This window comes from Caballeronia sp. LZ032 (genome assembly GCF_031451315.1).
Taxonomy (GTDB): domain Bacteria; phylum Pseudomonadota; class Gammaproteobacteria; order Burkholderiales; family Burkholderiaceae; genus Caballeronia.
The window spans coordinates 2,194,475-2,207,165 of sequence record NZ_JARUXP010000001.1 but is presented as its reverse complement, the minus strand read 5'-3'; the positions used below and the strand labels follow the sequence as shown (position 1 = coordinate 2,207,165).

General features: G+C 63.3%; 14 protein-coding genes and 1 pseudogene. 8 read left to right on the top strand and 7 right to left on the bottom strand.

All coding sequences use genetic code 11. From position 1 onward, the window contains the following. The first annotated feature begins 57 nt into the window (after positions 1 to 57). Positions 58 to 984, top strand: coding sequence for an aromatic alcohol reductase (locus QCE69_RS10335; protein ID WP_309930559.1), 927 nt, complete (start codon positions 58 to 60; stop codon positions 982 to 984). Positions 985 to 1,149: 165 nt separating this feature from the next. Further along, positions 1,150 to 1,281 carry a hypothetical protein gene (locus QCE69_RS10330; RefSeq protein ID WP_309917628.1) on the top strand — a complete coding sequence of 44 codons (132 nt, stop codon included), beginning with the start codon at positions 1,150 to 1,152 and terminating at the stop codon, positions 1,279 to 1,281. Positions 1,282 to 1,371: 90 nt separating this feature from the next. On the opposite strand, the pseudogene QCE69_RS10325 reads toward QCE69_RS10330, so the two are convergent. The 6 genes and pseudogenes from QCE69_RS10325 to QCE69_RS10300 form a co-directional block, all read right to left on the bottom strand. Then, positions 1,372 to 1,896: pseudogene (locus tag QCE69_RS10325) on the bottom strand (GNAT family N-acetyltransferase); the annotation flags it as partial. 36 nt (positions 1,897 to 1,932) lie between these two features. Further along, positions 1,933 to 3,171, bottom strand: a complete 1,239-nt coding sequence (locus QCE69_RS10320) for an FAD-binding oxidoreductase (RefSeq protein WP_309930557.1) — start codon at positions 3,169 to 3,171, stop codon at positions 1,933 to 1,935. Between the two features lie 37 nt (positions 3,172 to 3,208). Beyond that, the gene (locus QCE69_RS10315; RefSeq protein ID WP_409021203.1) at positions 3,209 to 3,964 is read right to left on the bottom strand and encodes an amino acid ABC transporter ATP-binding protein; all 756 of its coding nucleotides are present in this window, start codon (positions 3,962 to 3,964) and stop codon (positions 3,209 to 3,211) included. A gap of 47 nt (positions 3,965 to 4,011) precedes the next feature. After that, positions 4,012 to 4,944, bottom strand: coding sequence for an amino acid ABC transporter permease (locus QCE69_RS10310; RefSeq protein ID WP_309930553.1), 933 nt, complete (start codon positions 4,942 to 4,944; stop codon positions 4,012 to 4,014). A gap of 14 nt (positions 4,945 to 4,958) precedes the next feature. Beyond that, positions 4,959 to 5,813 carry an ABC transporter substrate-binding protein gene (locus QCE69_RS10305; protein WP_309917614.1) on the bottom strand — a complete coding sequence of 285 codons (855 nt, stop codon included), beginning with the start codon at positions 5,811 to 5,813 and terminating at the stop codon, positions 4,959 to 4,961. A gap of 55 nt (positions 5,814 to 5,868) precedes the next feature. Further along, positions 5,869 to 6,246, bottom strand: coding sequence for a RidA family protein (locus QCE69_RS10300; RefSeq protein ID WP_309917610.1), 378 nt, complete (start codon positions 6,244 to 6,246; stop codon positions 5,869 to 5,871). 173 nt (positions 6,247 to 6,419) lie between these two features. On the opposite strand from QCE69_RS10300, the gene QCE69_RS10295 reads away from it, so the two are divergent. Beyond that, positions 6,420 to 7,349: a LysR family transcriptional regulator gene (locus QCE69_RS10295; RefSeq protein ID WP_309930551.1), complete on the top strand. Its 930-nt coding sequence runs from the start codon at positions 6,420 to 6,422 to the stop codon at positions 7,347 to 7,349. Between the two features lie 41 nt (positions 7,350 to 7,390). On the opposite strand, the gene QCE69_RS10290 is transcribed toward QCE69_RS10295, so the two are convergent. Beyond that, positions 7,391 to 8,302, bottom strand: a complete 912-nt coding sequence (locus QCE69_RS10290) for a LysR substrate-binding domain-containing protein (protein WP_309917603.1) — start codon at positions 8,300 to 8,302, stop codon at positions 7,391 to 7,393. A gap of 153 nt (positions 8,303 to 8,455) precedes the next feature. On the opposite strand from QCE69_RS10290, the gene QCE69_RS10285 reads away from it, so the two are divergent. The 5 genes from QCE69_RS10285 to QCE69_RS10265 are packed head-to-tail and all read left to right on the top strand — an operon-like array spanning position 8,456 to position 12,685. Next, positions 8,456 to 9,277 (top strand): transporter substrate-binding domain-containing protein, encoded by an 822-nt coding sequence (locus QCE69_RS10285; protein ID WP_309917599.1) that lies wholly within the window; start codon positions 8,456 to 8,458, stop codon positions 9,275 to 9,277. Between the two features lie 40 nt (positions 9,278 to 9,317). After that, entirely contained in the window at positions 9,318 to 10,025 is a 708-nt protein-coding gene (locus QCE69_RS10280; RefSeq protein WP_309917596.1) for an amino acid ABC transporter permease, read from the top strand. Then, entirely contained in the window at positions 10,022 to 10,864 is an 843-nt protein-coding gene (locus tag QCE69_RS10275) for an ABC transporter permease subunit (RefSeq protein ID WP_309930549.1), read from the top strand. Before QCE69_RS10280 ends, QCE69_RS10275 begins: the two co-directional genes overlap by 4 nt. Then, entirely contained in the window at positions 10,861 to 11,631 is a 771-nt protein-coding gene (locus QCE69_RS10270; protein WP_309930547.1) for an amino acid ABC transporter ATP-binding protein, read from the top strand. Before QCE69_RS10275 ends, QCE69_RS10270 begins: the two co-directional genes overlap by 4 nt. 16 nt (positions 11,632 to 11,647) lie before the next feature. Continuing rightward, on the top strand, positions 11,648 to 12,685 hold the full coding sequence (locus QCE69_RS10265) for a C-terminal binding protein (RefSeq protein WP_309930546.1): 1,038 nt from the start codon (positions 11,648 to 11,650) through the stop codon (positions 12,683 to 12,685). The last annotated feature ends 6 nt before the right edge of the window (positions 12,686 to 12,691 follow it).

Sequence of the window (12,691 nt, the reverse complement as noted above, 5' to 3'; positions counted from 1 at the left end):
TGTCATGCGTCGCGGAGCCGTTTTCACCACGTCACGTATTCTCATCAGGTAATGCATATGTCGAACGACAACTCGATTCTTGTTCTGGGCGCCGGCGAACTTGGCATGGCGATGCTGCGAAGTCTCTCCGGGCAGATCGGGCACGCGGACAATGTCTCGCTCGCCGTGTTGCTACGTCCCTCGACGATCGCGTCCGACAATCCAGGCAAACAGAAGGACATAGCCGAATTGCGCGACCTGGGTCTCGAATTCGTTGCGGCGAATCTCGCCACGCAAACGCGCGCCGAACTCGCCGCCATCTTTCGCCGGTTCGATACGGTCATCTCATGCACAGGCTTCGCAGGCGGCCCGGGCGTGCAGCTCAAGATTGCGCACGCGACGCTGGATGCCGGCGTCAGGCGGTATTTCCCGTGGCAGTTCGGCGTGGACTACGACATCATCGGCAGGGGCAGCGCCCAGGATCTGTTCGATGAACAACTCGATGTGCGCGACCTTCTGCGCGGCCAGTCGCAAACCGAGTGGGTGATTGTTTCGACGGGCATGTTCACGAGCTTTCTGTTCGAGAAGTCGTTCGGTGTCGTCGATCTGGATACGCATACCGTGAACGCGCTCGGAAGCCTGGACAATGCGGTGACCGTGACCACCGCCGATGACATCGCCGCGCTGACTACGGAGATCCTTTTTGCGACGCCGTCGATCTCGAATCGCGTCGTGCATGTCGCGGGCGATACGGTGACGTATCGAGAGGTAGCGGATACGGTTGACCGGCTGCTGGGCATCAAGGTCCAGCGCAAGGAATGGACCGTGCCGGAACTCGAGCGGCAGCTGGACGAGGCGCCACATGATGGATTGCGAAAGTACCGCGTGGTGTTTGCTCAGGGGCGCGGGGTGGCGTGGGACAAGCGACAGACGTTCAATGCGCAGCGCGGTATCCGGGTGACGTCGCTGGAAGAGTGGGTCAGGGAGACGATGACGGAGGTATGAGGCGTACGTGGGAATGCGTGGAGCGCCGGTCGTAAATGAAAAGCAGCTTATAGCGTTGTCACTCCGCGCTGTCCGGATGTCGGGTTTGTTCTTCAGGTTGGTCTCGCGCGGCCGAAGGATCGGGCTTGAACGAAGCGGGGCGCCTCGCCCCGATGTGTGCGGTAGGTGCCTGCCGATGCGCCGATTGTCCCGCTCGGCCTGGAGCGCCTGCGCCAACTCCAACGCATGACCCAGTTGACGCTCAACACCTTCGACATGCGCGCCGAAGGGAAAACCGGTCTGCCCTTCCGCGAATGAGCCTTGATGGGAAGCGTGTCACGCGACCGGCAATCCCTGGCGGAAGCGCCGCATTCGCGTCGCGCCCGTAATCCGGACAGCACCGGGTGACAGTCGCTTGTGGAAGAAAGTCGTCCCACAAAGCTTGCCATCAGGCGTGTAGCCGCAGTCTGGCACTTCGCCGACCCGCTGCCAGCCCGCGCGTTCGTAAAGTCGTTCTGCGTCGCTGCCTGTCTCCGTATCGAGCAGCAGGACCGATTTGGCAGCCTCGCGCGCGACATCTTCGACTGCCGCCAGCAAGCTCGCAGCGACGCCTTGCCTTCTCGCATCGCGACGCACCAGCATCTTCGAAACATCCGCGCGCTGGGGTTGATTCTCAGGAAAAGAGGTAATCAACTGCACGGTACCGACGATTCGGCCATCGAGATCTTCCGCAATCAGCAAGACTCGCTCGCCGCGAGCCACATTGCTCGCGGCCCGCTTCCAGAACTCGATTGCCTTGTGCCTGGCAAGCGGCAACATGAAGCTGACTGCCGCCCCGCCTTCAACGCAGTCGATCAGGACATCGGCAAGAGGTTCGACATAGGCCGTGACTTCGTCCGTTGAGAGCATTCTCACGCGTGCTGCACCACTCATCCTGGACTCCTCGAATTCATCAATGACGTCGGGCTTTCAATGGAAGCGACGCGGCGAGTAGGGCGCCGGATCGATGGACGGCTGTCTGGACGTAATGAGATCGGCCAGCATGCGCCCGCTCGGCGGTGCCGCAGTCATCCCGTAGGTCCCATGCCCGAAGCAAAGCCAGAGTCCCGGCTGTTCGCCTGCCGCGCCGATCGCCGGCAGACTGTCCGGCGTCGACGGCCGCTGTCCGGTCCAGATTCGATGCGGCGCTTCGATCAGTGCGGGGAACAGTTCCCGCGCCTGCTGCAGCGCGTGCAACGCGCGCTGTTCGTTCGGCATGCCGTCGACGCCGCCGAATTCGACGCTGCCCGCGATGCGCAGGCCGTCGAGCATCGGCGTCAGGCCGATCGCGCGACCACGATGAATGAAAGGCACACCGATCTTCACCCGTTCGGTGTCGACCATCACGTGATAGCCGCGCTGGCTCTCGAGCGGAATGCGGATGCCGAGCGGCGCCAGCAGCTGCATAGACCATACGCCGCCCGCCACCACGACGTCGCGTGCGCGGTGATTGCCTGTCGAGGTGAGGATCAGCCATTCGCCGTTTTTGGGAATCAGCTTCAGCACCTTCTCCCGATGAAACGTCCCGCCGTGCTCGACGATCCGTTCGGCTAGCGCGCGATTGAGTTCCGCCGGGCTCACGGTATGTGCGTTCCCTTTCTTCAAAACGCCGAACCGCACCGCTGCGTCTATTCCCGGATAAAGACGCTCGATGTCGGCGCGAGAGAGGGTCTCGACGTTCAACCCGTAGCGCTCGGTCAACTGCCGCTCGACGTCGGCGGCCGATCCCTGCGGCGGTACGTCGCTGAGAATCGCCTCGCCATCCTCTCGAATGTAGCGGCAATAAAGCTCGTCTCCGAGCAGGCGACGCCATTCGATCAGCGCAGGGGCATGCAATGCGTGCAGGCTCTTCGCGAGGGTCGTCATGCGGTCGATCTGGCCGGCTCGCAGCCACTGGATGAACCACGGCAAAGCCTGTGGCGCATAGGCCGGATGGATGGTGAGCGGACCAAGCGGGTCGCGCAGCCAGCCCGGCACCTTGCGCAGCATGCCGGGTTGCGCGCCCGGCATGAAGCTGTCAGGCGAGATGAAGCCGCCGTTGCCGAACGACGCGGCGCCCGGCGACGGCAACGGATCGACGATCGCGACCTTGCGTCCAAGCAATTGCAGATTGCGCGCCACAGACAGTCCGGCGACGCCGCCGCCGATTACCATCACTGTATCGACCATTGCAAGAAGCCCCGTTCCAAAGCTGTAAGTGCGGCCATCAGGCCAGCAGCCGATCGAGGAACGATCGGGTTCTGTCCGTCTGCGGATTCGAAAAGATCTGCCCGGGCGATCCGTCCTCGATGATGCGGCCACCGTCCATCACGACCACGCGATCGGCGACCTCGCGCGCGAAGCCCATCTCGTGCGTGACGACCACCATCGTCATGCCGGACTTCGCGAGGTCCTGCATCACCTTCAGTACTTCGCCGACCAGTTCCGGATCGAGCGCCGAAGTCGGTTCGTCGAACAGCATGATCTTCGGCTGCATCGTCAGCGCCCGCGCGATGGCGACGCGCTGCTGCTGGCCACCCGACAATTGCGACGGATAATGCTGCGCCTTGTCGGCGAGACCGACCCGCTCCAGCAGCGTGAGCGCGTCTTTCTCGACGCGCGCCTTCGAGCGCTTCAACACGACCTGCGGCGCGAGGCACAGGTTTTCGAGCGCGGTCATGTGCGGAAAAAGATCGAAATGCTGGAACACCATGCCGATGTCGCGACGCCGCAAACACACTTCGCTCGGCTTGAGCTCGTAGATCCGGTTGCCGTCCTGCCGATAACCGACCAGTTCTCCATCGACGAAAAGGCGTCCGGCGTTCACGTGTTCGAGGTGGTTCATGCAACGCAGCAGCGTCGACTTGCCCGAGCCGGACGGACCGATGATGCAGACCACCTCGCCCTGATGGACGCGCAGGTTGATGCCGCTCAGCACTTCGAAGGCGCCGTAATGCTTGCCGACCTCGCGTGCCTCGACCATCACCTTGCGGCGCTGCGCAGCGGCGTCGGTGTCTGGAATGGCATTCATCATTTCTCCTTCTTCATCACTTTCACCGACTTGTTCAGACGCTTCTCGATCCGGCTCTGGACCAGCGTCAGCACGGTCGTGATCGCGCCGTACCAGATCACCGCCACCATCAGCAGGGGAATCTGCTCGAAGGTGCGCGCGTAGATCACCTGCACGGTCGTGAGCAGTTCGGTATAGGCGATCACGCTGACGAGCGAAGTCGCCTTGACCATCGAGATCACTTCGTTGCTGAGCGGCGGGATCACCACGCGCATCGCTTGCGGAAAGATGATGTGACGCATTGCGCGCAACGGTGTCATGCCGAGCGCGAGCGCCGCGCGGCTCTGTCCCGCCGACACCGACAGGATCCCCGATCGCACGATCTCCGAGACGTACGCGGCCTGCGCGAGACCGAGGCCGATCACGGCCGCCGCCATCTGCGTGATGACCTTGTTGGTGGCGATCAGCTTGATCGACGGGCCGAACGGAATGCCGATGGACAAGGTCGGCACCAGCGCAGAGAAGAAGTAGATGAAGAGGATCATCACGAGCGGCGGAATGCCACGGAAGATCCACGTGAAGCCGGCGCTCGACCACGACAGCAGCGGATTCTCGGATAACCGCATGATCGCCAGCAGGATCCCCAGACCGATGCCGACGATCTCGGCGAGCACCGTCAGCAGCAGCGTGTTGCCGACGCCCGCCAGAATCGGCGCGCTGAACAGATAGTCGAGCACGGTGCGCCATTCCCAGCGCGGATTGGTGATCAGCAGATCGGCGATCGAGAGCAGCACGAACAGCATCAGCGCCGCGCACAGCCAGCGGCCCGGATGGCGCAGAGGCACGACCGTGAATTCTTCCGGCGGCGACGCCTGCGGGCGCGTATCAGGCGGCACGGTCGGCGGCGCTTCGGCGGCGCGTGCTCCCGCGCCATACGTTGATTGATTTCCCATGATGGCGGTGCGCGTCAGAGCCACGCGTCGTTGATGCTGATCTTGTCGGCTCGCGTATCGCCTTGTCCCCACTTGTCGAGGATCTGCCGATATTTGCCGTTGGCCTGCAGTTGATCGAGCGCCGCCTTGACGGCGTCACGCAACTGCGTGTTCTGTTTGCCGACCGCATAACCGAGCAACGCGATGATGCGCATGTCGCCGACCTGTTCAAGCGCGTTCGGATACTGCTTGACCGCGTACGCGACCTGGGCGGTGTCGCCGGACCATACGTCGGCGCGGCCCGAGCGCAACGCCAGCACGGCGCCGGATGCATCGGTGAACGTCTGGATGTCGAGGGCGCTGCCTTGCGTCTTGCATTTGGCCTGCTGCGCCGACAGCTCGCGTTCCTGGAAGGTGCCGCGCACCGCCGCGACGGTCTTGCCGCACAGGCTCGACAAACCTTTGATGCCCCCGCCGCTGCCTTTCGGCGCCGCCATGCCGACACCCGCTTTCACGTAGTCGACAAAATCGACTTGCGACTGGCGCGCTTTCAGATCGCCGATCGAACCGACCGCGAGATCCGCGCGGCCTGCGGCGATCGACGGAATCAGGCTGTCGAAGGTGCCGGACGTGAGCTCGAGCTTCACGCCGAGCGCATCGGCGACCGCCTGCGTCAGATCGATTTCCATGCCTTCGAGCGTACGTGCGTCCTTGCCCGCATAGATCATCGGGGGACTGTTCGGCGACGCGATCACGCGCAGCGTGCCGGCCTCGCGAACCGATTGCGGCAGCGTTTTCGTCAGCGCGGTATCCGCGTGCGCGGACATCGCGACGGCTTGGCTCAGCGCAACCATCAGCGCCTGCATGACGAGCTTCGAGCACCCCTTCATGGCATTTCTCTCCTTTCGATCCGCAAAGTTTGCCCGCCTGACGGCGGCGCCGAACTCAGCCCAGGTTCGCGTTGACGACGATTTCGATCCGCATGCCTTCCAGCATCAGTTGCTTGACGACGACCGTCGCGCGCGCGGGATACGGATCGGCGAAGGTCTCGGTCCAGATCGCGTGCATCGGCGCCCAGTCGGCGGGATCGGTCAGATAGACCTGCACCAGCATCACGTCGGCGAGCGTGCCGCCGGCCGCCTGCATTGCGCGGTCGAGCTTGTGAAATACCTGGCGTACCTGAGTCTCGATGCCGCCGTCGACCAGCGTGCCGGTCGCGCTGTCAGTCGGGGTCTGCACGGTCAGGACCTGGCCGCCCTTGCGGACCACGCCGGAGATCGGGTGACCGGGGCGTTTCGGTCCGACGTCGATGCTTTCGAACATGTTGTCTCCGTAAGTTATTCTTTAGCGCATAGGGTCAGGCATGCATCAATCTGCGCGTAATCCCTTATGAATCAGGGACCAGCGAGTGAGTAAGCGCACCTTATCACTCCGATTTTGCCGGCGGAACTGCGATTTTCGTTATGCTGGCATGCGTTTGGTTATAGGAGGTGGACTTGAAGCGTGGGCAATTGCAGTTGAAGCACGTGGCGGCGTTTCGCGCGGTGATCACCGGCGGCAGCGCCTCGGCGGCAGCGCGCGCGCTGGGGCTGTCGCAGCCCGCGGTCAGCAAGATCATTGCGCAGGCGGAGGACTACGCGGGCATCCGCCTGTTCGACCGGCAGCTCGGACGGCTGATCCCGACGCCGCTGGCCTACCAGCTGTACAACGAGACCAACGTGCTGTTCTCGACCATCGATCACATCGATCAGATCGTCTCGCGCGTGATCAACAGCGAAGTGCAGCCGATCGCCCTTGGCTCGGTGCCGCTGATCGCGGTGTCGCTGCTGCCGAAGGTGCTGCCCGACTGGCAACGCCGCACCGGGCGGTCGATTCTGATCTACACCTATGACACGCCGAATCTGCTGAACGTCCTGGCGACGCGGCGGCTGGAGATCGGCGTCGCGGTCGGGGGGCAGCCGAGTCACGGGCTCGAGACTGCCGCGCTGATCCGCAGCCCGATCTACAGTGCGATGCCGAAGGACCATCCGCTCGCGCAACGGCCGCTGATCCGCGCGAGCGATCTGGATGGCGTCGATTACGTCAGTCTCTCGCGAGTCGAGAGCGCGCAGGCGGGCATCGACCGAATGTTCCTGGTCGAGAACGCGCGGCCCAACGAAGTGATGCAGGCGCCGCTGATGGCGGCGGCGATCCGGATGGCCGAGGAGGGCGTCGGTGTGACCCTCACCGACGTGTTCGGAATGGACGTCGCCCGACGCGACCGGCTGGTGTATCGGCGCTTCGAACCGGCAATCTTCTTCGATTACTTCGCGGTGTGGCCCAAGGATCGGGAAGCGGATTTCGATCGTGACGAGCTGATCGCGCTATTGCGGCAAGCTGCGAGAGGCATGCTCGAGGATGCTGAGAGACTCGTCGATGCGGTTTGACGAAAGTCGTTCAGCCCCCACGGCTCCTAAAGAATGAATGCCTAACGCCGATCAGGAAACGACTCGTTCGCGAGACGAACGAGTTCCCCGGAAGCGTACGCAGCGAACGTTTCGATCAGCGCGAAGGGCCGCGCGATCTTCGGCCGGATCAGCCAGATTTCGAATTCCATCTTCGGCTCGAATGCGCATACGACGAAGTCCGCTCCGGCATTGTTGTAGACGCTGATCGGATCCACCACTGCAACACCCATGCCGTTCGCAACGAAGGCGCAGGCAGTCTCGGACTGACCGACTTCGATCTGAATACGCCGCTGCACATCCGCTTCCTCGAAGATCCTGTCTATCTGGAAGCGCGAATGGTCCTGCGGCCCGAGCGCGACAAAAGCCTCGCCATCCAGATCCTTTGCGCGAATGAGCCGCCGCGCAGCAAGTCGATGCCCCTTCGGCAGAATGCAGACCCCCCGCAAGGTGCACACATAGGTGCTGTTGAGTTCGGGCCGATCGCCCGGCAATACGCTGAAGCCGAGATCGACCTGTTGCGTCGCGATCGCGTCGAGAAGCGAGTTCGACCGCATGCTCTCGACGCTGAACTTCACATCGGGCCGATCCTTGCAAAACGTCGTGACGATTCCTGGCAGCACGCGCCGCGTGAGCACCGGAAACGACGCGATGCTGAGCGCCCCCCACGACTGGTCGCGCAGCGCCTTGGCGACGCCCGCCACGCGCCCGACGCCGATGAACATGCGCTGCACCTCGGCATAGAGCACCTCTGCCTCGCGGGTAGGACGCATTTTCGTGCCAGCGCGCGTGAACAGGGAAAACCCGCAATTGCTTTCGAGCTGTGCGATCAACTGGCTCACCGCCGGCTGCGATACGCCCAGCAGACCGGCCGCTGCGGTCAGGCTTCCGGCGGACATGGCGGCCTGGAACGCCTCAAGTTGACGAACATTCATGACTCGATGCCTGCATAAGCCAGCCTTATAAACAGTGAATTTTGTCCTATTTGACTATTATAGGACGCGATCGAAGAATAGCCTCATGCCAGACGCTGTTCACCGCGTTGAACGGCTGACGCGTTTCACCTGTTTCTTCTTATGGAGATGTTCATGTCGAAGCGTTCGTGGTGGGTCGTTCTGATGATGCTCGCGCTCGGCTTCGGCTGGCTTTCCGGCGTGGCGCGCGCCGATCAGCTCGACATGGTCAAGGCACGCGGCAAGCTCGTCGTCGGCATCCGCAATGACTACGTGCCCTTCGGTTATCTCGACAGCAAGGGCCAGTTGATCGGCTTCGAAGTGGATCTGGCGAAGTTCGTCGCCAAGGACATGTTCGGCTCCGACACGGCGATCGAATTTGTGCCGGTCGTGGCGTCGAACCGGATCGAACTGCTCAACGCGGGCCGTATCGACGTGATCTTCGCCACGCTCGGCAAGAACCCGGACCGCGCGAAGGTGATCGACTTCACGGACCCGTACTACATGATGGCCGGCATGGTGCTGCTCGCGCCGAAGACAACGACCATCGGCAAATGGGAAGACCTCAAGGGCCGCAAGGTGTGCGGCAGCCAGGGCAACATGTATAACCGTGCACTGCAGGAGAAGCTCGGCGCGGACACGGTGCTCTTCACCGGCACGGCGCAGATGTACAAGGCGTTCCAGGACAACCGGTGCGAGGCGATTGCCTACGACGGTCCGAATCTCACGCTGAAGGTCAACGAAGACGGCTGGAAGGACAAGGACAAGATCGCGCTCGATGCCTACGAATTCGTGCCCATCGTCGGCGGCGTGCGCAAGAACGAACCGAAGTTCCTCGCCGCGCTGAATCAGTCGATCAAGCGGGCGGAAACGGCCGGCGTGCTCGTCAACGCGGAAAAGACCTACAACATGGGCACGAGCAAGTTCGTAACCGAGCAGCAGGCGTCCGCGAAGTAATCGCGTGCGCCGACCCGGACCACATGCGCAAGGGACGCCCATGAGTCTCGACTTCACCTGGCTGGCCGATCCGCTGTATCAGACCTGGCTCGTGCGCGGCGTAGGCACGACGGTCGCGATGTGCGTGTGTGCGATCGCGCTGATGTTCGTGATCGGCATCGTCGGCGCGGCAGTGATTTATTTCCGCATGCCGCTGCTGGAAACGCTGACCACCATCGTCGTCGAGTTATTGCGCAACACACCGCCGCTCGTGCAGTTGTTCGTGCTGTATTTCACGTTGTCGGAGCTGGGCCTGTCGCTGCGCAATCTGGCGACCGGTCAGCAGATTCCGGTATTCAGCGGCTTCACATGCATGGTGCTGTCGCTCGCGCTCTATAACGGCGCGATCGCGGTGGAGATCGTGCGCTCCGGCCTGCATGCGGTGCCGCAAGCGACCGTCGATGCCGCGCGCAGCCTCGGCTATTCGCGGCTGCGCACCTTCTGGCATATCCAGTTGCCGATGGCGATGCGCCTGTCCATGGTGCCGATGACCAACAACATCGTGAGTCTGATCAAGACGTCGTCGCAGGCCGCGTTCGTCGCGGTCGCCGACGTGATGTACTACGCCACGCAGATCACGCTCGACAACTTCCGCAATCTGGAAGTGATGCTGGTGGTGTGGGTCTGTTATCTGATCCTGGCTTCGTTTGCGTCGATGGTGGCGGGGCGCATCGGGCGCGCGGTGCGGATTCCGGGGTACGGCCTATGAACGCGACGACCACGCTCAAACCGCTGGCGCCCGCACGCGGCATGCAGCCGGAGACCCGTGCGTTCGTGTACGGCATGATCGGCGTGCCGTTGTTGCTGCTGGCGGCGCTCGTCGGCTGCTACGGCCGCGCGAGCGGCGATGCCTTCGCGCTGCTCGCATCGCGCAGCGCGTTGCTGCTCACCGGCGCGCCCGGCACCGGACTCGCGGGCGGCTTCTGCGCGAACATCCTGATGAGCCTCGCGGCGATGGGCGTGTCGCTCTGCACCGGCGTGCTGCTGTGCGTCGGCACGATTTCGAACACGCGCGCGGTGCGCTTCGTCGCGCTCGGCATCGTCAATCTGCTGCGCAACACGCCCTGGCTGATCGCGCTTTACGCGATGCTGTATCTGCTGCCGTTCTACGTGCCGGCATTCGGCATGGTGATTCCGTTCTCGCCGTTCGTGAAGGCCGTGGTCGGGCTCTCGCTGCCGGTGACGGCGAACGTCGCGGAAGTCATGCGTGGCGGCATCGAGGCGATACCAGGCGGACAGTGGGAATCAGCGCGCGCGCTCGGCTATCGCAAGAACCAGATCCTGCGTTACGTGGTCGTGCCCCAGGCCATTCCGCTGATCCTGCCCAACATGATGACGGTGTATGCGGGCCTTTTCATCGGCACGAGTCTCGCGGTGGTGACGGGGACCTCCGATGTCCTCTCGGTAGCCAACACGATCACCGCGAGCGACGGTTCGAACTATGCAACGGCGGTGCAGCTCTATGTGCTGCTGCTGTTCTTCCTCTTCAGTTTTCCGCTTGCGACCTTGAGCCGTCGCCTTGAACGACAGATCCGGGAGAAGCAATGAACGTGATCCAGCAACACGCGCCGCTGATCGAACTGGTCGACGTGCACAAGGCGTTCGGCGGCACCGACGTGCTCAAGGGCGTCTCGATGACGATCCGGAAAGGGCAGACGGCCTGCATCATCGGGCCGTCGGGCTCGGGAAAGTCGACGCTGCTGCGTTGTTTGAACGGCCTGATTCCGGTGGATCGCGGCACGCTTCGCGTCGGTTCGTTCGCGGTCGACCAACTGAAGCGCGACCGGGACCTCGTGCCGCTGCGGCATCAGGTGTCGATGGTGTTCCAGCAGTACAACCTGTTTCCGCATCGCACGGTGCTCGAAAACATCATGATGGCGCCGATGCAAGTGCTGCATCAGCCGCGCGACGAAGTGAGGCAACGCGCGCTCGACCTGCTCGCGCGGGTGCGCCTGACCGGCAAGGAGAGCGCGTATCCGGCGCAGTTGTCGGGCGGGCAGCAGCAGCGCGTCGCGATTGCGCGCGCGCTGGCGATGCAGCCCGCGATCATCCTGTTCGACGAAGTGACAGCCGCGCTCGACCCCGAAATGGTGAGCGAAGTGCTTGCCGTGATCCGGGATCTGAGCCGTGACGGCATGACCTGCGTGCTGGTCACGCATGAAATGCGCTTTGCAGAAGAAGTGGCCGACGTCGTGTTCTTTACCGACCGCGGCACCATCGTCGAATCCGGTGCGCCGGCCGACATCTTTCACGAGCCGCGCGATGCGCGCCTCAGAAGCTTTCTCGGCAAGATCCTGTCGCGCACGGCGGCGTGAATCAAACGGAGGAGAAGTGTCAAAACCACTCAAGGTACTGGTGCCCGACGCGCATCTGCGCGATCTCGATGTCGAACGGGGCGTGACCGGCGCGCTCATCGACTATCAGGTCTTCGACGAGACCGACGCCGCGGCGATTCCCGACGACGCCTGGGCTTCATGCGATGCGATCCTCGTCTGGCATCGCATGAAGATCACGCGTGACGTGGTGAGCCGTCTGGCGCGTTGCCGGATGATCGTGCGCGTGGGGGTCGGTTTCGACAACGTCGATACGGCGGCCTGCCGCGAACGCGGCATTCCGGTGTCGAACGTACCGAACTACGGCACTACGGAGGTGGCCGATCACGCGATCGCCATGATGCTGTTCCTGGCGCGCGGACTCGGCTCATACGAGGCGCGCCTGAAGGCCGATCCCGCACGCTGTTTCGTCGCGGAGAACGTGCCGGTCGTGCGGCGTCTGCGCGGGGGCACCTTCGGCGCGATCGGCATGGGGCGGATCGGCACGGCGATCGCACGGCGCGCAGCGGCACATGACATGCATGTGGTCTATTACGATCCGCATCTGCCGGAAGGGCACGAGCTCGGTGTCGGCTACGAGCGTGTCGATTCGCTCGATGCGCTGCTTGCGCGCGCCGACGTGGTCAGCCTGCACGTCCCGCTGTCCGACGAAACGCGCTTCATGATCGGCGACGCGCAGTTCCAGGCGATGAAGCCGAACGCGATCTTCATCAACATCGCACGCGGCAAGCTGGTGGACGTGGACGCGGTCTATCGCGCGCTGCGCGCCGGACATCTCGCGGCGGCCGGTCTCGACGTGCTGCCGTCCGAACCGCCGGTGCCGCTGCCGCCGCTGCTCGACGCGTGGCGCAACGACGAGCCCTGGCTCGCGGGGCGTCTCGTGATCACGCCGCACGCCGCGTTCTATTCCGAAGCCGGCTATCTCGACATGCGCACGTTCTCCGCGCAGATGCTAGTCGACTATCTGGTGCACGGACGCTTGCGCAACAACGTCAACCCGGGCTGGCGCGACGCCGTGCCCGCATCACACCGGTAAAGCGAC

Bases quoted from the DNA above. Each gene is read 5' to 3' on its own strand.
- QCE69_RS10335 (WP_309930559.1), top strand. From the start codon at position 58: ATGTCGAACGACAACTCGATTCTTGTTCTGGGCGCCGGCGAACTTGGC.
- QCE69_RS10320 (WP_309930557.1), bottom strand. From the start codon at position 3,171: ATGGTCGATACAGTGATGGTAATCGGCGGCGGCGTCGCCGGACTGTCT.
- QCE69_RS10315 (WP_409021203.1), bottom strand. From the start codon at position 3,964: ATGGTCGAGGCACGCGAGGTCGGCAAGCATTACGGCGCCTTCGAAGTG.
- QCE69_RS10310 (WP_309930553.1), bottom strand. From the start codon at position 4,944: ATGGGAAATCAATCAACGTATGGCGCGGGAGCACGCGCCGCCGAAGCG.
- QCE69_RS10305 (WP_309917614.1), bottom strand. From the start codon at position 5,813: ATGAAGGGGTGCTCGAAGCTCGTCATGCAGGCGCTGATGGTTGCGCTG.
- QCE69_RS10300 (WP_309917610.1), bottom strand. From the start codon at position 6,246: ATGTTCGAAAGCATCGACGTCGGACCGAAACGCCCCGGTCACCCGATC.
- QCE69_RS10290 (WP_309917603.1), bottom strand. From the start codon at position 8,302: ATGAATGTTCGTCAACTTGAGGCGTTCCAGGCCGCCATGTCCGCCGGA.
- QCE69_RS10285 (WP_309917599.1), top strand. From the start codon at position 8,456: ATGTCGAAGCGTTCGTGGTGGGTCGTTCTGATGATGCTCGCGCTCGGC.
- QCE69_RS10280 (WP_309917596.1), top strand. From the start codon at position 9,318: ATGAGTCTCGACTTCACCTGGCTGGCCGATCCGCTGTATCAGACCTGG.
- QCE69_RS10275 (WP_309930549.1), top strand. From the start codon at position 10,022: ATGAACGCGACGACCACGCTCAAACCGCTGGCGCCCGCACGCGGCATG.
- QCE69_RS10270 (WP_309930547.1), top strand. From the start codon at position 10,861: ATGAACGTGATCCAGCAACACGCGCCGCTGATCGAACTGGTCGACGTG.